General features: G+C 64.4%; 19 protein-coding genes. 1 reads left to right on the plus strand and 18 read right to left on the minus strand.

Going from position 1 to position 20,494, the window contains the following annotated elements; translation table 11 throughout:
• Positions 1-17: 17 nt before the first annotated feature.
• From ASB57_RS12785 to ndk, 14 genes are all read right to left on the minus strand, one after another.
• Positions 18-1,175: an ATP phosphoribosyltransferase regulatory subunit gene (locus ASB57_RS12785; protein ID WP_057656109.1), complete on the minus strand. Its 1,158-nt coding sequence runs from the start codon at positions 1,173-1,175 to the stop codon at positions 18-20.
• A gap of 327 nt (positions 1,176-1,502) precedes the next feature.
• Positions 1,503-2,444: a protease modulator HflC gene (gene hflC / locus ASB57_RS12790; RefSeq protein ID WP_057652580.1), complete on the minus strand. Its 942-nt coding sequence runs from the start codon at positions 2,442-2,444 to the stop codon at positions 1,503-1,505.
• 18 nt (positions 2,445-2,462) lie between these two features.
• On the minus strand, positions 2,463-3,755 hold the full coding sequence (hflK, locus tag ASB57_RS12795; RefSeq protein WP_057652582.1) for an FtsH protease activity modulator HflK: 1,293 nt from the start codon (positions 3,753-3,755) through the stop codon (positions 2,463-2,465).
• Positions 3,721-4,827: a GTPase HflX gene (gene hflX / locus ASB57_RS12800; RefSeq protein WP_057652583.1), complete on the minus strand. Its 1,107-nt coding sequence runs from the start codon at positions 4,825-4,827 to the stop codon at positions 3,721-3,723. The genes hflK and hflX overlap by 35 nt, the downstream gene beginning before the upstream one ends.
• A 154-nt stretch (positions 4,828-4,981) precedes the next feature.
• Positions 4,982-5,218, minus strand: a complete 237-nt coding sequence (hfq, locus tag ASB57_RS12805) for an RNA chaperone Hfq (RefSeq protein ID WP_057652584.1) — start codon at positions 5,216-5,218, stop codon at positions 4,982-4,984.
• A 114-nt stretch (positions 5,219-5,332) separates the two neighbouring features.
• Complete coding sequence (gene hisC / locus ASB57_RS12810) at positions 5,333-6,403, minus strand: histidinol-phosphate transaminase (protein WP_057652585.1); 1,071 nt, start codon at positions 6,401-6,403, stop codon at positions 5,333-5,335.
• Between the two features lie 18 nt (positions 6,404-6,421).
• Entirely contained in the window at positions 6,422-7,849 is a 1,428-nt protein-coding gene (gene der / locus ASB57_RS12815) for a ribosome biogenesis GTPase Der (protein ID WP_057652586.1), read from the minus strand.
• Between the two features lie 52 nt (positions 7,850-7,901).
• Positions 7,902-9,056, minus strand: a complete 1,155-nt coding sequence (bamB, locus tag ASB57_RS12820) for an outer membrane protein assembly factor BamB (protein WP_057652587.1) — start codon at positions 9,054-9,056, stop codon at positions 7,902-7,904.
• Between the two features lie 5 nt (positions 9,057-9,061).
• The gene (locus ASB57_RS12825; protein WP_057652588.1) at positions 9,062-9,700 is read right to left on the minus strand and encodes a tetratricopeptide repeat protein; all 639 of its coding nucleotides are present in this window, start codon (positions 9,698-9,700) and stop codon (positions 9,062-9,064) included.
• Positions 9,701-9,703: 3 nt separating this feature from the next.
• Complete coding sequence (gene hisS, locus ASB57_RS12830; RefSeq protein ID WP_057656110.1) at positions 9,704-10,990, minus strand: histidine--tRNA ligase; 1,287 nt, start codon at positions 10,988-10,990, stop codon at positions 9,704-9,706.
• Positions 10,991-11,040: 50 nt separating this feature from the next.
• Complete coding sequence (ispG, locus tag ASB57_RS12835; protein ID WP_082621578.1) at positions 11,041-12,342, minus strand: flavodoxin-dependent (E)-4-hydroxy-3-methylbut-2-enyl-diphosphate synthase; 1,302 nt, start codon at positions 12,340-12,342, stop codon at positions 11,041-11,043.
• A gap of 48 nt (positions 12,343-12,390) precedes the next feature.
• Positions 12,391-12,879 carry a helix-turn-helix domain-containing protein gene (locus tag ASB57_RS12840; protein ID WP_057652589.1) on the minus strand — a complete coding sequence of 163 codons (489 nt, stop codon included), beginning with the start codon at positions 12,877-12,879 and terminating at the stop codon, positions 12,391-12,393.
• Positions 12,876-14,045, minus strand: a complete 1,170-nt coding sequence (rlmN, locus tag ASB57_RS12845; protein ID WP_057652590.1) for a 23S rRNA (adenine(2503)-C(2))-methyltransferase RlmN — start codon at positions 14,043-14,045, stop codon at positions 12,876-12,878. The genes ASB57_RS12840 and rlmN overlap by 4 nt, the downstream gene beginning before the upstream one ends.
• Before the next feature lie 25 nt (positions 14,046-14,070).
• The gene (gene ndk, locus ASB57_RS12850; RefSeq protein ID WP_057652591.1) at positions 14,071-14,496 is read right to left on the minus strand and encodes a nucleoside-diphosphate kinase; all 426 of its coding nucleotides are present in this window, start codon (positions 14,494-14,496) and stop codon (positions 14,071-14,073) included.
• A gap of 147 nt (positions 14,497-14,643) precedes the next feature.
• Here ndk and ASB57_RS12855 point away from each other — a divergent pair, with 147 nt between their 5' ends.
• Positions 14,644-17,556 (plus strand): valine--tRNA ligase, encoded by a 2,913-nt coding sequence (locus ASB57_RS12855; RefSeq protein WP_057652592.1) that lies wholly within the window; start codon positions 14,644-14,646, stop codon positions 17,554-17,556.
• Between the two features lie 89 nt (positions 17,557-17,645).
• On the opposite strand, the gene trmD is transcribed toward ASB57_RS12855, so the two are convergent.
• From trmD to hemC, 4 genes are all read right to left on the minus strand, one after another.
• Positions 17,646-18,422 carry a tRNA (guanosine(37)-N1)-methyltransferase TrmD gene (gene trmD / locus ASB57_RS12860; protein ID WP_057652593.1) on the minus strand — a complete coding sequence of 259 codons (777 nt, stop codon included), beginning with the start codon at positions 18,420-18,422 and terminating at the stop codon, positions 17,646-17,648.
• On the minus strand, positions 18,422-19,084 hold the full coding sequence (rimM, locus tag ASB57_RS12865; RefSeq protein ID WP_057652594.1) for a ribosome maturation factor RimM: 663 nt from the start codon (positions 19,082-19,084) through the stop codon (positions 18,422-18,424). Before rimM ends, trmD begins: the two co-directional genes overlap by 1 nt.
• Positions 19,085-19,110: 26 nt before the next feature.
• Positions 19,111-19,371, minus strand: coding sequence for a 30S ribosomal protein S16 (rpsP, locus tag ASB57_RS12870; RefSeq protein WP_057652595.1), 261 nt, complete (start codon positions 19,369-19,371; stop codon positions 19,111-19,113).
• 130 nt (positions 19,372-19,501) lie between these two features.
• Positions 19,502-20,476, minus strand: a complete 975-nt coding sequence (gene hemC / locus ASB57_RS12875) for a hydroxymethylbilane synthase (RefSeq protein WP_057652596.1) — start codon at positions 20,474-20,476, stop codon at positions 19,502-19,504.
• Between the last annotated feature and the right edge of the window lie 18 nt (positions 20,477-20,494).

Genomic DNA, 20,494 nt, shown 5'->3' on the forward strand with positions numbered 1-20,494 from the left:
ATGACGGGAGGCGTGAGTCAAATCTTCTGAACCGTCCAGGCGCCGCCTTGCAGCGCCAGTTCGCGGTCGAAAATGAATTCGTCCTGGTCGTGCTCATGACCAGGCAGGTTCTGAATGACGATTTCGCCGGCTTGGCGCAAATCGCGTACTGCCTGCGCCAGGGCGGCGTCTTGCCCCCAAGGCGCCCGCACCGCACGGGCCGGTTCGGCGGGAGCCAGACCAGCCGCCAGGCGGCGCAAGTCCAGGCTGAAGCCGGTAGCCGGGCGGGCCCGGCCGAAGGCGCGACTGACATTGTCGTAGCGCCCACCCGTGACCAGGGCATTGTGCCAACCTTCCGCGTACAACGCGAAGGTCACGCCAGAATGATAACCATACCCGCCCACGTCGCCCAGGTCGATACTTACGGGCAAATCCGGCAGGTAGCTCAGCAGTGCTTCCAGCGCGTCCAGGGCCTGACCGATGCCCGGCAGCGCCGGCAGCTCGCGGCGGGCGCGCGCCAGCACGCTGCCGTCACCGTAGAGCGTGGTCAGCGTGCGCAGCGCATCGATGGTGGCCGCGGACGGCGCATCGGGACGCTGGGCCAGGTCGCCTAGGCCCGGGATATCCTTTTCGCGCAGCAGGCCCATGATGGTTTCAACATGGGGTTGCGCGGCAGGGTCGGCGTCGACGATGGCACGCACCACGCCGGGCTGGCACAGGTCCAGGCGCGGCCGGACCACGCCGGCGACACGCACGGTTTCCAGCACCAGGCGAATGATTTCCAGGTCGGCTTCGACGCCGGCATGGCCGTATATCTCGGCGCCGATCTGCAGCAACTCGCGGCTGGACAGCAGGTCGACCGGCCTGGCATGCAGCACGGTGCCGCAATAACAGAGCCGCGTCACGCCGGGGCGGTTCAGCAGATGCGCGTCGATGCGCGACACTTGGGGGGTCATGTCGGCACGTACGCCTAGCGTACGACCGGACAACTGGTCGATCAGTTTGCAGGTGCGCAGATTCAGTTCTGTGCCGGTGCCCGACAGCAGGGAATCGATGTATTCGACCAGGGGCGGCGCGACCAGCTCGTAACCGTACGTGCGGTACAGATCGAGCAGTTCGCGGCGCAGTTCCTCGATGCGCCGGGCCTCGGCCGGAAGTATGTCAGCCAGGCTCTCGGGCAGCAGCCAGTTACCCATAATGATGGTTACCTGATAACGCCTTTGATTCATCCATGGGCGCCACGTCGGTGAGACGGGTAAGCGACGCCCAAACGAAAAGCGGCTGAGGGGCGTAAGCCCGCTCAGCCGCGCGGAATTTTTGAATAGCTTACGGGTTATTGTACATGAAGAATGAGGCTCCCCCCTACCCGCTTACGCGGGCCCCCCAGGGGGCGAAACCAGCGGACCGGGAAACCCGGATCCGCGGTTTCCGCGATTAAGCAGCTTCTTGCCGCGGGCGTGCCATGTCGCCCCAATGAAAAAGGCGCGCCAATGGCGCGCCTTTTATCAACCCTTCACCGCTGGTTAGCGGGCAGGTGCCGGTGCCCCGGCCGGGCTGCCGGGCAGGCCGCCCTGCGCCGCGGTGGGCGCGGCGGACGCGCCCATGGAGGACTTGAAGAACTGGAAGAATTCCGAGCTCGGGTCCACCACCAGCAGGTCGCCAGGCTTGGAGAACGCCGTCCGGTAGGCTTCCAGGCTCTTGTAGAACGTGTAGAAGACCGGATCCTTGCCGTAGGCCGCGGCGTACACGCTGCTGGCCTGGGCATCGCCCTCACCCATGGTGGCTTGCGCCTTGGCATAGGCTTCGGCCAGGATCACCTCGCGGCGACGATCGGCTTCGGCGCGGATCTTCTCGCCTTCGGCGGCGCCGATGGAACGCAGCTCGTTGGCCACACGCGTACGCTCGGCCTCCATGCGGCGATACACCGACTCCGAAATCTCCGGCGCGAATTCGATACGACGCAGGCGCACGTCGACGATCTGCACGCCCAGGGGCTCAGCGCGCTTGGCGACGTTGGCCAGGATTTCAGCCATGACCTTTTCACGCTCGGCCGAGACCACGTCCTTGACGGTACGCACGTTGACGGCAGCGTTCAGGGCGTCACGAATCTGCGCCTGCAGGCGTTCCTGCGCGGCACGCTCGTTACCACCGAACGTCACGTAGTACAGACGCGGATCGGCGATGCGCCACTTCACGTACGAGTCGATCAGCAGGTTCTTCTTTTCCGAAGTCTGGATGCGCTCGGCATCGGTCGATTCGATGGTCAGCGTGCGGCGGTCCAGCGTCACCACGTTCTGGAACGGCGGCGGCGCCTTGAAGTACAGGCCAGGCTCACTGATGACCCGGCGCACTTCACCGAGCGTGAACACCAGGGCGTAATCGCGCTCACGCACGACGAACACACAAGACGAGGCGGCCGCGAGGACGATCAGCAGGCCAACCAGGATGGGCAAAAGACGTTGCATATTGAGTAGCTCCTCCGGTTAGCGCGACAGACGGTCGCGAGGCAGCGTGTTGCTGTTGCTGCCGGTGTTGCCGGATTGCTGCCCGGAAGTACGCGGAGGCTGGGGTATCGACGGCTGGTTGGCGCCCGGCAGGCTGCCGGCCGTGGCAGGAGCCGGCTTGCCGGCGTCCTGCGCCGTTTGCTGGATGATCTTGTCGATAGGCAGGTACAGCATATTGTTGCCGTCCTTGGTATCGATCATGACCTTGCCCGAACGCGAGTAGATCTCCTGCATGGTCTCCAGGTACATGCGCTCGCGCATCACGGCGGGCGCCTTGCGGTACTCGCTGACGATGCTGTTGAAGCGCGCGGTATTACCCTCGGCGTCGCCGATGACCTTGGCCTTGTAGCCTTCGGCCTGCTCCGTCATGCGCGACGCCTGGCCGGCGGCCAGCGGCACGACCTGATTGGCATAGGCCTGGCCTTCGTTGATCTGGCGCTCGCGGTCCTGGCCCGCCTTGACGGCGTCGTCGAACGCGGCTTGCACCTGCTCCGGCGGCTGCACGTTCTGGATGGCCACGGTGCTGACCTGGATGCCGGTGTTGTAGCGATCCAGGATCTGCTGCATCAAGGCCTGCACTTCCGTCGCCACGTTGGTACGGCCTTCATACAGCACGTAGTCCATGGGCTTCTTGCCGACGATTTCGCGCATGGCGGTTTCAGCCGCCTGGCGCACCGACTCGTCCGGATCACGCGTGCGGAACAGGTAGTCCGGCGCGCCATCGGCGCGCAGGCGGTACTGCACCACGAATTGCATGTCGACGATGTTCTCGTCGGTGGTCAGCATCAGCGCTTCAGGCAGGACCTTGTTGCGCGAGCTGCCGCGGAAACCCACTTCAAACGTGCGCAGCTGCGACACGTTGACAGTTTCCTGGTTCTGGAAGGGATACGGCAGGCGCCATTGGAAGCCGGCCTGCGACGTACTCTTGTACTTGCCGAACTGGGTGACGACCGCCACCTGGCCTTCCTGCACGATGTAGAAACCGCTGGCCAGCCACAAGCCCACCAGGACCAGGACAATCAAGCCCAGCCCGATGCGCGCATTGCGCGGCGACGACGGCGCACCGCCGGTGCCGGTCGGGCGATTGCCGCGACCCCCACCCTTGCGGCCGAAGATGGCGCCGATACGGTTATTGAAATCGCGCCAGACCTCATCGAGATCCGGCGGACCATCTCCATTGCCCTGTGGGCGGCGCGGCGGCTCGTTGCCGTTTTGATTACCACGCCCCCAACCGGGGTCATTCAGATTGAACAGTTTGGATATTAGACGCATTGTTTCCCGCAATCTGACCAGCCTCTGCAATTGCCCCGCGCAACGCATCCAGACCGGCGCGCTCGGCGGCGCTTACAAACACCCGCGCAATCGTACCATGCGCGTTCCGGTCGACCCGGGGAGCCATGTCCACCCGATCGATCTTGTTATAGACCATGATGACAGGGATGGTTCCCGCACCGATCTCATTAAGCACTTTTTCAACTTCAAGAATCTGCTCGTCACGCTGGGGGCTGGCGGCATCGACCACATGCAGGAGCAGGTCGGCGTGCACGGTTTCTTCCAGGGTGGCGCGGAACGCGGCGATCAGGGTCGGCGGCAGGTCGCGGATGAAACCCACGGTGTCGGAAAGGACGACCGAGCCTGCCCCTTCGATCCAGATCTTTCGGGTGGTGGTATCCAGGGTGGCGAACAACTGGTCGGCGGCGTACGCGTCGGCGCGGGTCACCGCATTGAACAAGGTGGACTTGCCCGCGTTGGTGTAGCCGACCAGGGACACCGACAGCACGCCGCCGCGGGCACGGGCGCGGCGCTGGGTCACGCGCTGGCGCTCGACCTTGTCGAGCCGCTCGCGCAGCAGCTTGACCTTGGCGCCGATCATGCGCTTGTCCATTTCCAGCTGCGATTCGCCAGGGCCGCGCATGCCGATACCGCCCCGTTGCCGCTCCAAGTGACTCCACATGCGCGTCAGGCGCGTGGTCAGATGCTGCAGCTGGGCCAGCTCGACCTGCAGCTTGCCTTCATGACTCTTGGCGCGCAGCGCGAAGATGTCGAGGATCAAGGCGACGCGGTCGACCACGCGCAGCAGGAACTCACGCTCCAGGTTGCGCTGTTGGGCCGGCGACAGCGGATGGTCGAACAGCACGATGTCGGCGTCATGCGCCTTGGCCAGCGCCACGGCTTCTTCGACCTTGCCCGAACCGATGAAGTACTTCGCGTCGGGACGATCGCGGCGCGCCTTGATCGTATCGACGATCTCCGCGCCGGCGCCGCGCGCGAGCATGGCGAATTCCTCCGCATGCGCGACGTAGTCGGGATTACCCAAGTCGACACTGATGATCAGGGCTCGCATATAGCGCTACACCTCAAAGCTTTGGAACACGGTACAGCCGCTTGCTTCGATGAAGCCACGGACCGCGACCGTTTTAAAACTGGCGCCCCAGCGAAAATGCCCGCCGACACGAAACGTGCGGCGGGCAAAGGAACTGCGTTGGCCGGAGCGAAAATTACTCAGCGGGGATTTCCACCTGGAAGTTGACCGGACGGGCCGGCACGACGGTCGAGATCGCATGCTTGTAAACCATTTGGGTCACGGTATTGCGCAGCAGCACCACGTATTGATCGAAGGATTCGATTTGCCCTTGCAGCTTGATGCCGTTCACGAGATAGATAGACACCGGCACATGATCTTTGCGCAGCGTGTTCAGAAACGGATCTTGCAAGGTTTGCCCTTTATTGCTCATTGGCCAGGCTCCATTGTGTTGTTTTGAGGTGGTGGCAAACGCCGAAAACGTTACTCTACAGGGTTTTCCCGGGCGGTGCCACTGAAGATGGGACCCAAGATGACACCAGAAATTTCAGGCAAAAATGCCCTTTAATGCGTGCACCAAGCTGTCGCATTCGGCATCTGTTCCAACCGAAATTCTGAGGAACTGATCGATGCGCGCGTGCCGGAAATGACGCACGATGATGCCCTCTTCCCGCAGTGCAGCAGCCATCTGCGCGGCATCGCGAGCAGGGTGGCGCGCGAACACGAAGTTGGCCGCCGACGGCAATACCTCAAACCCAAGAGCGTGCAAATTGGCCGTCAACGCATCGCGCGTACGCACCACTGCGGCGCATGTCTGCTGGAAATAAGCCTCGTCTTCGATCGCCGCAAGCGCGCCCGCGGCCGCAAGACGATCGATGGGATAGGAATTAAAGCTGTTTTTCACCCGATCCAGGCCGTCGATCAGGGCTTTGGAACCCATCGCATAGCCGACACGCAAGCCCGCCAATGACCGCGATTTCGACAAGGTCTGGACCACCAGCAGATTGTCGTAACGCGCGATCAGGGACACGGCCGACTCGCCGCCGAAATCGATGTAGGCCTCGTCCACCACCACCACGACGTCGGGATTGGCGGCGACGATGCGTTCGATATCGTCCAGCGCCAGCGGCCGGCCGGTGGGTGCGTTCGGATTGGGCAGGATGATGGGACCCGCGCCCTTGCCTGCCGTCGGCAGATAGTCGGCGGGATCGATGCGGAAGTCTTCCGTCAGCGCCACGGTCTGGTGACGGATGCCGTAAAGCCCGCAGTAGACCGGGTAGAAGCTGTAGGTGATGTCTGGATAGCGCAGCGGCTCGCTCTGGTTGAGCAAGGCCTGGAACGCCAGGGCCAGGACCTCATCCGAACCGTTGCCGACGAACACCTGGGCGGGCTCGACGGCGTAGCGCTTGCCGATGGCCTGGCGCAGCAGATCCGCGCCGGGATCCGGATACAGGCGCAGGCTGTCGTCACAGGCGGCGCGGATGGCGTCCAGCACCTTGGGCGACGGGCCGTAGGGATTTTCGTTGGTGTTCAGCTTGATCAGGTTGCGCAGCTTGGGCTGCTCGCCCGGAACATAAGGGCTGAGACCGGCAACCACCGGGCTCCAGAAGCGGCTCATGGACCTATCCTTGAGGAATTATTTGCCCTTGTCCTGCGCGTACGGATTGTGCGAGGACTTGAATTCGATGCGCAGCGGCGTGCCGCCCAGGTCGAAGGCGTTGCGGAAACGGGTTTCCAGGTAGCGCCGGTAGGAATCCGGAATGGCATCCAGCGCATTGCCGTGCACGATGACCAGGGGCGGATTCTGGCCGCCTTGGTGGGCGTAGCGCATCTTCGGGCGGAAGATGCCCTTGCGCGGCGGTTGCTGCTGTTCAATGGCGGCTTGCAGCTCGCGCGTCAGCTTGGGCGTCGACAGCTTGGCGAAGGCGGCGGCATGCGCGGCATTCACCGACTTCAGCAAGGCTTTCACGCCGACACCCTTGAGCGCCGAAATCGTGTGCATGCGGGCGAAGGACAGGAAACGCAGCTTGCGGTCGAATTCGCGTTGAATGCGTTCGCGCTGGTCGGCGTCCAGGCCATCCCACTTGTTGATGCCCACGACCAAAGCGCGGCCCGTCTCCAGCACGAAGCCGGCGATGTGGGCGTCCTGCTCGGAAATTTCGGTTTGCGCGTCGAGCATCAGCAGGACCACGTTGCAGGCCTCGATGGCTTGAAGGGTCTTGATGACGGAGAATTTTTCCACCGCTTCGAACACCTTGCCACGCTTGCGCAGGCCGGCGGTGTCGATCAACGTATACCGCTTGCCGTCGCGCTCGAATTCGATTTCGATGGCGTCGCGGGTGGTGCCGGGCATATCGAAGGCAATGACGCGTTCTTCGCCCAGCAGCGTGTTGATCAGGGTCGACTTGCCCACGTTGGGGCGGCCGACGATGGCCAGCTTGATGCGGTGATCGACCGGCAGGTCGCGGAACTTGCCTTCCGGCAAGGGCGCGTTCTCGTCGTCCGCGTCGTAGTCGTCGGGGAAATCGTCGAAGCCGTCGTCTTCCACCACTTCGGGTTCCGGGTCGACCAGGTCTTGCAGCGCCAGCTCGATCAGGTCGACGATACCGTCGCCATGCGCGGCCGAGATCGGTCGCGGCTGGCCCAGGCCCAGTTCGTGGAAGTCGGACGTGGCGGCCATGCCCATCCCTTCGGCCTTGTTGACCGCCAGGATGATGCGGCGCTGGCCCGAACGGCGCAGCAGATCCGCGATTTCATGGTCATGCGCATTGACGCCGGCACGGCCGTCGACCAGGAAGATGACGACGTCGGACTCGGCGATGGCCTGCTTGGTCTGGCGCGCCATTTCCAGCAGGATGCCGTCCTTGGCCACGGGCTCGAAGCCGCCCGTATCGATGGCGATGAACGGATACTCCCCCACCCTGCCCTCGCCGTAGTGACGATCGCGCGTAAGGCCGGAGAAGTCCGCGACCAGGGCCGCACGCGAACGCGTCAGGCGGTTGAAGAGGGTGGACTTTCCCACATTGGGACGGCCCACCAGGGCGACGACAGGTTTAAAAGGCACGGAAGAGGAAGTATCAGGTTCGAGAAATAACGCCGCAATGGCGCGAAAACGCTCAGTTGGTGCTGAGCATCACCAGGTTGCCGTTACCCGTTTGCACCAGCACGCCTTGCGTGGTGGTGGTCAGGGGCGACAACACGGCATCGCCGCCCACCGAGATGCGCGCCAGCAGTTCACCGCTGTCGCGCGACACGAAATGCACATAGCCATCATAGTCGCCTACCGCGACCGCGCTACCGATGACGGTAGGCGCCGTGAGGCGACGGTTCTTCAGGCTGTCCAGCTTCCAGAGCTGCTGGCCGCTGCGCACATCGAAACCATACAACAGGCTGTTCTGGTCCGGCGTATAAACGCCATGGTCATCCACGGCCAGACCGACGGTGCTGGAGAAATCCTTGGTCCAGATCGGCCGGCCACCCTGCGACACGTCGAAGCACACCACGCGGCCCTGGTAGGCGACAGCGCACATCAGCGGGCCCAGCAGCCTGGGCGAACCGACCACGTCGGTCAGGCGTTCCAGGTCGCTGCCGCCCTTGGGCGTCGCGACGGTGCCTTCCCACTGCACGTCACCGGTGCTGACGTTGATGGCCATCAACTTGCCGCCCGGCAGGCCCGTCAGGACCAGGCCCTGGGCAATCACCATCTGGGCGTTGGAACGCAGGGCCAGCGCCGGACCGGGGCGTTGAACGCTCCAGACGCGGTCGCCGCTGTTCACGTCGAAGGCCTGGATGCGATAGTCGCTGCTGCGCACCACCGCCACGCCATTGCCGACCACGGGCGGAATATTGACTTCGCTGGTGGCTTGCGCCTTCCACTTCACCTTGCCGCTGTCATCGTAAGCGATGACCTTACCCGAGGGCGTGGCGACCACCGTGGTGGAGCCGTCGCTGCCGGCGCCCGCCGACAGGTCGTCGGTGGAGGCGGTCCAGATGGCGCGGCCGCTCAGCAGGTCGTACTTGCCGACCTTGCCGTTGGGCGCCGCGGCATACACGGCGTCGCCGACGACGGTAGGCAGGAAACCCAGGCCGCTGCCGCTGCCGATGGACACCGACCAGAGCTGACGCACCGACATGCCCGCCTTGTATTCGGTCAGGGGCGCCGGGTCATAGCGCTTGTCGTCCTTGGAGAACAGCGAGCAGGCGCTCAGGGCGACGGCGGCGGTCAGGCAGGCAGCCAGCGCGAGGGAACGGCGGATAACAGGCTTGAACATCGAAATCAGGCTCCGGCGAGGGCATCGAGTTTGAGTTGCACGACCGGCACCAGGGCATTCGATTGCCCCAGGCCGTCAATGGCGGTCTTGTACGCGGCGCGTGCTTCCTGGGTCTTGCCCTGGGCTGCCAGCACATCGCCGCGGCGATCGGCGAACAGCGCGGCGAAAGCCGGCGGCGCGTCGTTCAACTGCGCCAAGGCATCGTCGTATTTCTTCTGGTCCAGCAGGATGCCAGCCAGGCGCAGCTTGGCGACCGGCTGCAAGGCGGCCTGGCGCTTCTGTCCCGCCAGCCATTCGAGCTGTTCGCGCGCGCCGTCGACGTCGTTCTGGGCCTGCAGGGCCTGCGCGGCCACCAGCACGCCACGGCCGGCATAGCCGGTCTTGGGATAGTCGCTGCGCAAGGTGCCGGCGGCGGCCTTGATACGGGCGCTGGCATCGGCGCCACCCAGGCGCGCGGCATCTTCCAGCGCTTCAAAATAGCCCATGGCCTGGCGGCTGACGTGGCCTTGATAGGCGCGCCAACCGTTCCAACCGCCCCAGGACAAGGCCGCGACCGCCAAAACGATACCTACCAGCAGGCCATATTTGGCCCACCACGCTTTCAGCGCGTCCAGCTTTTCCTGTTCTTCGAGATCGTATGCCATGCCCTAACCCTTCGATTTCAAAACCTGCGCCAGCTCGGCCAGAGGGACCTGTTGCTGCGCTTCGCTTTGCGCGCCATCGGCACGCAGATACTTGATGCTGGCCACCTGGGCGGCCACTTCGTCGGCGCCAAGGATAACCGCAACCCGGGCACCGCTGTCGTCGGCGCGCTTGAATTGCGCCTTGAAGCCGGTGGGGCCGGCGTGCACGATAACGGAAAGACCGGCATCGCGCAGGTTTTCGCCAACGCGGGCGGCCAGGCGCTGGGCGGCTTCGCCCTGGTGCACCACATAAACTTCACATTCGGGCACGGCCTGCGCGGGCACCGTTTGGTCCCACAGGTCGAGCAGCCGTTCCATGCCGATGGCGAAACCGACCGCGGGCGCAGCCTTGCCGCCCAGCAACTGGATCAGGCCGTCGTAGCGGCCGCCACCGCACACGGTGCCCTGGGCGCCGAGGCGGTCCGTGACCCACTCGAAGACGGTCAGGTTGTAGTAGTCCAGGCCGCGCACCAGACGGGGGTTCAGCCGATAGGCGATGCCGGCATCGTCCAGCAGCGCGCACATGCCGTCGAAGTGGGCGCGCGATTCCGCGCCCAGGAAGTCGAACAGCTTGGGCGCGCTGTCGGCCATTTCCTGCATGGCGGGATTTTTCGTATCCAGCACGCGCAGCGGATTGCTGTACATGCGGCGCTGGCCGTCCTCGTCAAGCACGTCGCGATGCTTTTCCAGATGCTCGATGAGCGCGGCGCGATGCGCGGCGCGTTCTTCGGTCTGGCCCAGCGAATTCAGCTCCAGCCGGATGTCGGTCAGGCCCAGGCGCTTCCACAGGCGCGCCAGCATGATGATCAACTCTGCATCGACATCCGGACCCGCGAAGCCCAGGGCTTCGACGTCGATCTGGTGGAACTGGCGATAGCGGCCCCGTTGCGGACGTTCGCGGCGGAACACCGGACCCAGCGAATAGACGCGGTGCGGGCGGTCGTACAGCATGTTGTGTTCGATGGTCGCGCGCACGATGCCGGCGGTCATCTCGGGCCGCATGGTCAGCAGCTCGCCCTTGTTGCCGTCGGGAAAGGTGTACATCTCTTTTTCGACGATGTCGGTGACTTCGCCGATCCCGCGCGCGAACAGGCGGGTCTGCTCCAGCACCGGCATGCGCAGATTGCGGTAGCCGTAGGCATGCAGCCACTCGCGGATGATTTCCTCGAACTGTTCCCAGCGGGCGCCCACGCCGGGCAGTATGTCATTCATGCCGCGTACGGCGGCGACTTTCTGGAACGCTTTCGTCATGTCCTTGGGCGTGGCGGCCGCCTGCCGGCGGGCGCGCACTCCACCTTTGCTTATTGTGAGACCGGCGCGCCATAGCGGCGCGCCACGTAGTTTTCGACGATGGTCTGGAATTCCTCGGCGATATGGTCGCCCTTGAGGGTGACCGTACGTTCGCCATCGATGAACACCGGGGCCGCCGGCACCTCGCCGGTGCCGGGCAGACTGATTCCGATGTCGGCATGACGGCTTTCGCCGGGCCCGTTGACCACACAGCCCATGACGGCCACGTTCATGCTTTCCACGCCGGGATACTGGCCGCGCCAGACCGGCATCTGACGGCGCAGATACGACTGGATGCTGTCGGCCAGCTCCTGGAACACGGTGCTGCTGGTGCGGCCGCAGCCGGGGCAAGCCACCACCATGGGGGTGAAGGCGCGCAAGCCCATGGTCTGCAGGATTTCCTGCGCCACCACGACTTCGCGGGCGCGATCGCCGCCCGGCTCCGGCGTAAGGGAGATGCGGATAGTGTCGCCGATGCCTTGCTGCAGCAGCACGGCCAGCGCGGCGGTGGACGCCACGATGCCCTTGCTGCCCATGCCCGCTTCGGTCAAGCCCAGATGCGCGGGATAGTCGCAACGCGCGGCCAGGTCGCGGTAGACCGCGATCAGGTCCTGCACATGGCTGACCTTGCACGACAGCACGATCTTGTCGCCGGGCAGGCCCAGTTCCTCGGCCCGCTGGGCGTTGCTGATGGCGGACACCACCAGGGCGTCGCGCATCACGGCCTGCGCTTCCCAAGGCTGGGCGCGGCGGCTGTTTTCATCCATCTTGCGCGCCATCAGCTCGTGATCCAGGCTGCCCCAGTTCACGCCGATGCGCACGGGCTTGTCGTGCCGGCAAGCCACTTCGATCATCTGCGCGAAGTTGTCGTCGCGCCGCTTGCCGCCGCCCATATTGCCGGGGTTGATGCGGTATTTGGACAGGGCTTGCGCGCAGTCCGGATACTGCGTCAACAGCTTGTGGCCGTTGTAGTGGAAGTCACCGACGAGCGGTGTGGATACGCCCATGCGGTCCAGCTGTTCGCGAATGGCGATGACCTCGCGCGCGGCTTCCGGCGTGTTGACGGTGATGCGCACGAGTTCCGACCCGGCCTGCGCCAGATCGCGCACCTGGATGGCGGTGGCGATGGCATCGGCCGTATCGGTATTGGTCATGGACTGCACCACCACCGGCGCGTCGCCGCCGATGGTGACCACGCGGTCGCCCCAACGGACGGCCACGGCGCGCGTCCGATGACGTGCCGCCGCGCCCACCATGGGGGGAGGATTATCCTGGCAGGGCAGCGAGCCCTCGGGCAAAGTCGATTCTTCCATGTCTGGCGTCGTAATCTGAACGCGGCGGACCGCGGCGCTGGCGCCGGCTCAGCCCGCCTGCTTGGATAACCAAGCGGGAACCCAGTGTTGGGGCAGCCAGCCCTGCCAGTAGGCATAGGCCAGGCCGGCAGCCACCACCACGAGGATGACAATCAGCCAGCCCCACGACGAGGAACCACTGCGTTCTTCGTCGACATGGGCGCCGCCGGTGGCCGAATGCAGAGGCCCCTGCACCAGGCTGGCCGCCTGGGGAGCACGCATATTCGGTTCCAGCGAGGCGATGATGGCCTGCGGATCGGCGCCCAGCAGGCGCGCATAGCTGCGGATCAGGCCGCGCAGCGAAATGCCCTTGGGCAGGTCGCCCCACTGCTCGTTTTCCAGCGCCTCGATCTGGCGCGGCGAGAACTTGATGCGGCTGGCCACTTCTTCCAGCGACCAGCCTTTGCTGGTGCGCAATGTACGCAATGCCGCCCCGACGGACGCGTTCCCCGCCTGCGCGGTGGAGTCGGATACGAGTTGAGCGGCTTCTTGCGTCATGCATGCACCTGTTTGATCGGAATTTCCCGGCGTTGCGCGGCGATGCGTTCCGTGATCTTGGTTCGATCGCGCACTTCGCCCGCCAGCTGGCCACAGGCGGCGTCGATATCGTCGCCACGGGTCTTGCGTACCGTGGTGATGACGCCGGCATCCATGAGCCGCTGCGCGAACAGGCGCACGCGCGCCATCGGCGAACGCTTCAGGCCGGATTGCGGGAAGGGATTGAAGGGAATCAGGTTGAGCTTGCAGCGCACCTGGCGCGCGATCTCGACGAGTTCCCGGGCATGCTGGTCGGAGTCGTTGACACCATCCAGCATCACATATTCGAAGGTAATGAAATCGCGCGGCGCATGCACCAGATAGCGATTGCATGCCGCCAGCAATTCAGCCAGCGGATACTTGCGGTTCAGCGGCACCAGTTCATCGCGCAGCGCGTCATTGGGCGCGTGCAGCGAGACAGCCAGGGCCACCGGACAATCCTGCGACAGACGGTCCATCATGGGCACGACACCCGACGTGGACACGGTGACGCGGCGGCGCGACAGGCCATAGGCATTGTCGTCAAGCATCAGGCGCAGCGACGTCAACACCTGGTCGTAATTGAGCAAGGGTTCGCCCATGCCCATCATGACCACGTTGCTGACCACGCGGTGGTCGGCCGGCGCCACGGAGGAAGCGCCTTCGGCGGCAGGCAGACGCGCACTGGCCAGGTCCTCTTCGAGCACCTTGCGCGCCCACCACAACTGGCCAACGATTTCGCTGGCGTGCAGGTTGCGGTTGAAGCCTTGGTGCCCGGTCGAACAGAAGCGGCAATTGACCGTGCAGCCGGCCTGGCTGGAAATGCACAGCGTGCCGCGATCATCCTCGGGGATGAACACGGTTTCGATGGCATTGCCCTGGCCGACGTCGAACAGCCACTTGCGGGTACCGTCGGACGAACGCTGCTGGGTCATGACCGGCGGTGCCTGGATCAGGCAGTTCTCCGCCAACTGGCCGCGAAAATCGCGCGCCAGGTCGGTCATGGCGTCGAACGAATCGGCGCCGCGCTGGTGGACCCAGCGTTGCAGCTGCTTGGCACGAAAAGGCTTGCCGCCCCAGCGCGCCACGAGCCCGGCCAGCTCATCGCCGTCCAGGCCCAGCAGATTGATACGTTCAACGGTTTCCATGATTTGCGTTTCGCCCCAGCCCGAATTAACGGCTGTGGATATTGATTTCGGGGAAGAAGAAAGCGATTTCGACGGCGGCGGTTTCGGGAGCATCCGAACCGTGCACGGCGTTGGCATCGATGCTTTCGGCGAAGTCGGCGCGGATGGTGCCCTTCTCGGCCTTCTTGGGATCGGTGGCGCCCATCAGGTCGCGGTTCTTGATGATGGCGTCTTCGCCTTCCAGGGCTTGGACGAACACCGGGCCCGAGATCATGAAGTCGACCAGGTCCTTGAAGAAGGGACGGGCAGCGTGCACAGCGTAGAAACGTTCGGCGTCAGCACGCGACAGCTGCTGCAGACGGGCAGCGATCACCTTCAGGCCGGCCTGCTCGAAACGGGCCACGATCTGGCCGATAACGTTCTTCGCCACGGCATCGGGCTTGATAATCGAGAGGGTGCGTTGAACAGACATGAAAACTCCAATAAAAACAGGGACTTCTAACAGGTTTACAGTAACCGGGCATTCTAACATGCCTATAAGAGCCGTCTACATCATAAAATTACGGATTAGACCCGCCGACGTTGGATCGGTCGGGCGATCTGTCCCCGGAAAAGTGTAATGAATAAAGCCGTGAACGACGCTGCGCAATCAGCCGCGTCCCCCGCCGCCCCTGCCGAGACACAGGAACTTGCCAAAAGCTTCGAGCCAGCCGACCTGGAAGGCCGCTGGTACGCCGAATGGAAACGGCGCGGTTACTTCGAGGGCGGCCGCCACGTCGACACTGGTACTGGGGACAAACGTTACGCCATTCAGTTCCCGCCGCCCAATGTAACGGGCACCCTGCACATGGGTCACGCCTTCAACCAGACCATCATGGATGGGCTGGCGCGCTATCGCCGCATGTCGGGCGACGACACCGTGCTGATCCCCGGCACCGACCACGCCGGCATCGCCACGCAGATCGTGGTGCAGCGCCAGCTGGATGCACAGAATGTGTCGCGCCATGACCTGGGCCGCGAGAAGTTCGTCGAGAAAGTCTGGGAGTGGAAGGAGCAATCCGGCAGCACCATCACGAACCAGATGCGCCGGCTGGGCGCTTCGGCCGACTGGCACCGTGAATACTTCACCATGGATGAGCGCATGTCGCGCGGCGTGGTGGAAACTTTCGTGCGCCTCTACCGCCAGGGCCTGATCTACCGCGGCAAGCGCCTGGTCAACTGGGACCCCAAGCTGCTCACCGCAGTGTCGGACCTGGAAGTGGTGTCGGAGGAAGCCGAAGGCTTCATGTGGCACATCACCTACCCCTTCGTCGACGGGCCCCAGACCATCGTCGACAAGGAAGGCCAGACGGTCACCCTGCGCGGCCTGACCATCGCCACCACGCGCCCGGAAACCATGCTGGCCGACGGCGCGCTGTGCGTGCACCCGGACGACGAGCGTTATCGCCACCTGGTCGGCAAGCTGGTCGAACTGCCCCTGTGCGATCGCAACATCCCCATCATCGCCGACGATTTCGTCGACCCCGAATTCGGCACCGGTTGCGTCAAGATCACGGGCGCGCATGACTTCAACGACTACGCGTGCGCGCTGCGCCACGACCTGCCGCTGATCGTCATCTTCACGCCTGACGCGCATATCAACGAAAACGGCCCGGCCCAGTTCCGCGGCCTGGAGCGCTACGAGGCCCGCAAGGCCGTCGTCGCCGAGCTGGAAGAGAAAGGCTTCCTGGTCAAGGCCGAGCCGCACAAGATGATGCAGCCCAAGGGCGACCGCACCGGCGTGGTGCTGGAACCCATGCTGACCGACCAGTGGTTCATGGCCATGAGCAAGCCGGCGCCGGAAGGCACCTTGAACCCCGGCAAGAGCATCACCGAAGTGGCGCTGGAAGTGGTGGCCGACGGCCGCGTGTCCTTCTATCCCGACAACTGGACCACCATCTACAAGCAGTGGCTGGACAACATCCAGGACTGGTGCATTTCGCGCCAGCTGTGGTGGGGCCACCAGATCCCGGCCTGGTATGCCGAAGACGGTTCCATCTTCGTCGCGCACACCGAGGAAGACGCCCTCGCGCAAGCGCGCGAAGCCGGCGTGCAGGGCGCGCTGCAACGCGACCCGGACGTGCTGGACACGTGGTTCTCGTCGGCCCTGGTGCCCTTCACCGACCTGGGCTGGCCCGAGCAGACACCCGACCTGGAGCGCTACCTGCCGTCCAGCGTGCTGGTGACCGGCTTCGACATCATCTTCTTCTGGGTGGCCCGCATGGTCATGATGACCACCCACCTGACCGGCCAGATCCCGTTCAAGCACGTCTACATGCACGGCCTGATCCGCGACGCCGACGGCCAGAAGATGAGCAAATCCAAGGGCAACACGCTGGACCCGATCGACCTGATCGACGGCGTGGACCTGGAAACGCTGGTGAGCAAGCGCACCTACGGCCTGATGAATCCCAAGCAGGCGGGCCAGATCGAAAAGGCCACGCGCCGCCAGTATCCCGACGGCATCCCGGCCTTCGGCGCCGACGCGCTGCGCTTCACCATGTCGGCTTATGCGACCCTGGGCCGCAACATCAACTTCGACCTGAAACGCTGCGAGGGCTATCGCAACTTCTGCAACAAGCTGTGGAACGCCACGCGCTTCGTGCTGATGAACACCGAGGGCCACGACCTGAGCCAGGCCGCTACCGCCGGCGAGACGTCCTTCGTGGACCGCTGGATCGTCAGCCAGCTGCAGGAACTGGAAGCCGAAGTCGCGCGCGGTTTCGACGACTATCGTTTCGACAACATCGCCAACGCGCTCTACCGCTTCGTGTGGGATGAGTACTGCGACTGGTACGTCGAACTGGCCAAGGTGCAGATCCAGAACGGCACGCCGGCCCAACAACTGGGCACGCGCGCCACACTGATCCGCGTCCTGGAAGTGGTGCTGCGCCTGGCGCACCCCATCATCCCCTTCATCACGGAAGAACTGTGGCAGAAGGTGTCGCTGGTGGCCGGCAAGCGCACCGCCGACGAGGCCACCAGCGTCAGCGTGCAGCCCTACCCCGTCGCCAATCCGGCTGCCATCGACAAGGCGGCGGAAGCCGAGGTCGCGACCCTGAAGGCGCAAGTGGACGCCGTGCGTACCTTGCGTGGCGACATGAACCTGTCGCCGGCGCAGAAAGTGCCGCTGGTGGCTGAAGGCGAACGCGCTGAACTGGACCGCAACGGCCCGTACCTGGCCGCCCTGGCGCGCCTGAGCGAAGTCGAAACGGTGGCCCAGCTGCCCGACGTCGGCGCGCCGGTGCAAGTGGTGGGCAAGGCCCGCCTGATGCTGCGCGTTGAAATCGACGTGGCCGCCGAGACCGCGCGCCTGGACAAGGAAATCGCGCGCCTGGAAGGCGAGATCACCAAGGCCAACGGCAAGCTGTCGAACGCCAGCTTCGTCGAACGTGCCCCGGCGGCGGTAGTCGAGCAGGAAAAGGCTCGGATGGCCCAGTTCGGCGAAACGCTGGCCAAAGTGCGCGAGCAGCGAAGCAAGCTGGTTGCATGATGATCCAGGCCGGGACTCTCCCGGCCTTGGATAAGAAAAACGGGCGCCGCGGCGCCCGTTTTTCTTGCCTGCTGCTCTTACGGCAGCGCTCAGCCCTTGCTGACGGGCTTGCTCAACACGCTGAGAAAGCGCTCGTCGGCAGGCGTCAGCAGACCCTGGCGACGCGCGGCGTCGAGCAGATCCGGACGGCGCTGCAGGGTCAGGCGCAGCGATTGCTCGCGGCGCCAGCGGGCGATATTGGCGTGATGACCGGACATGAGTTCGGGCGGCACCGACACGCCTTCGTAGACTTCCGGACGGGTGTAGTGCGGACTGTCCAGCAAACCCGAAAGCGCGGGATTAAAAGAATCCTGCAGCGCGGACGCGTCGTCGTTGAGCACACCCGGCATCAGGCGGATGGTGGCATCGATGATGGTCAGCGCGGCCAATTCGCCGCCGGACAGGACGAAATCGCCCAGCGAGATTTCATCGGTCACGCAGCGGTCGATGAAGCGTTGATCCAGGCCTTCGTAACGGCCGCAGATCAATACCGCCCCAGGGCTGGCAGCCAGCTGCTGCGCGGCCGCCTGGTCGAAACGGCGCCCCGTGGGCGACATCAGAATGACCGGAGCGGGCTCCAGGCCGCCGGCGACGCGTTGCGCCTGGGCAGCCTGCAAGGTGGCCTCAAGAGGCCCGGGCAGCATGACCATGCCGGGACCACCACCATAAGGGCGGTCGTCCACGGTACGGTGCACGTCATGGGTGTAGTCGCGCGGATTCCACGCTTGCAAGGCCCAGCGGCCCTGCGTATGGGCGCGGCCCGTCACCCCCAGATCCCGGACCACGCTGAACATGTCGGGAAACAGGGTGAGGACATCGAAACGCATCAGTATTCCAATGGCCAGTCGCTGTCGATGCGGCGATTGGCAATATCGACGGTATGGACGTGAGCCTGGACGAAAGGCACCAGAACTTCGGCCGGACGCCCCTTGGCATCCAGAACCACTTCCGGAGCACCCGCATCGTTCAGATCCTGCCGGGTGACGCGCAACACCGAATGCGCGCCATTATCCAGCACGCCTTCGACCACACCCAGCAATATGGGGGCGCCATCCTGCTCGCCATACAGCGTGCAGCCGATGAGATCGACCCAATAGAACTCGCCTTCTTCCGGCTCAGGAAAAGACGAACGCGATGCGTAGATCGCCATGCCGCGCATGACTTCAGCCTGATCGCGGTCAGCAACACCCACCAACTGCGCGACAACGGTCGAGCCCTGGGGCCGTGAGGCCTGGACTTTGTAAACCGACATCGAGGAAGGGGAAGGCTGCGACGACCTGCTGGACGCGGTGTCCTGCCCCGCTTTCGCGGGTGCGGCAGGACGCGCCATGCGCCATTCGGAGAGGGAGAGCAGCACATCAGCTTGCGCCGAATGCGGCTGCACCTTGACCCAGCCCCGCACGCCATAAGCGCCGCTGATACGGCCCAGTTCTATCAAATCATCCGCGTCCGCCGAGGTGGCGGCCGGGACTTTCGTGTAATCAGGCATGCTCAGCGTTGCGGATAAATACCCGCTCAGGCCGCGGCGGAAACTTTTTCCGAGTACGTCTTGACCAGACGCTCAACGGCGGGCGACAGTTGCGCGCCATTGTCGGTCCAGTGCTTCACGCGATCCAGCGAGATGCGCAGATTTTCGGTGCTTTCGCCGCCGACGGGATTGTAGAAACCGACGCGTTCGATAAAGCGGCCGTCGCGACGGTTGCGCGAATCGGTGGCCACCAGGTTATAGAACGGACGCTTTTTCGACCCGCCGCGGGCCAGACGAATCACCACCATAGGTAATCCCTTGAATTGGTTATGGAGAACAGTAGATTCTAGCATCGTTCCGGAAGTCCCGGCAAATCGATGCTGAGATGTTGTATTTCTGGCGCGCTGGGAAAACCGGGGGCGTAACGCCCCTGCCCCCTCAGCCTATGTAGCGCGTTTCCTCGATGATGGTCTGCGCGCCCAGTGCGTTCAGGCGTGCGCCTGCCCTGGTGCCCAGGGCCAGCGGGTCGGCGTACTGGCTTTCGTCATAGACCTCGACGGCGCTGCGTCCGTCCAGGGCGATCACGATGCCGCGCAGCTTGAGCTTGCCGCCGTCGACCCAGGCATAGGCGCCGATAGGCGAATCGCAGTGGCCATTCACGGCTTTCAGCAAGGCGCGCTCGGCCTGGTAGCAGAACATGGTCTGGGTGTCGTTGATGGCCGCCAGCACGGCGCGGGCTTCGTCGTTGCCGGTGGCGTATTCCGCCACCACCACGCCCTGCCCCACGGCCGGGCACATCTCGTCGACCGAGAACACCCGGCTGATGCGGGCGTCCAGGCCGATGCGTTCCAGGCCGTTCTTCGCCAGCAACAGGGCGTCCACCGGCGGCGTGGCGCCGCCGTAGTTGAACGTCATCGGAACACCGTCGTCCATGCGGCCAATGCGCTTGTCGGCAGCGCCACGGAACGGCACGACCTGGCTGTCCGGGAACAGGCGGCGCAGGAAGGCGGCGCGCCGCACCGACGCCGTGCCGATCACACCAGGCACCGCGTCGGGCGCCAGGCCCTGCTTGAGCACCATGCAATCGCGCGCATCGCTGCGCGGCAGGCAGGCGCCGATGGAAAACCGCGTGTCCGCGTAGTACTCGTCGTTGCCGGGCAAGTCCTTGAGCGAGTGCATCACCATGTCGGCTTCGCCGCGCAACATCATGTCGTGCATGGCGGTGATGAACGCCCCACCCTTGCCGCCCATCCCGCCCAGGCGGGTCTTCAGGTCAAGGTCGGCGGCAGCGGGCCGCGTCACCATCTGGAAGGTGTGCTCGGGGAAACGCAGGCTGAGCGCCTGGATGAGGGCTTCGGTCTGCCGTACCGCCATCAGGCTGGCGCGGGTACCGATCTTGAAAGTCTTGGCCATGTGGAATTCCAGCGCGGC

Origin of the sequence: Bordetella sp. N, assembly GCF_001433395.1 — a bacterium.
In the GTDB taxonomy this organism is placed as follows: Bacteria; Pseudomonadota; Gammaproteobacteria; order Burkholderiales; family Burkholderiaceae_B; genus Bordetella_C.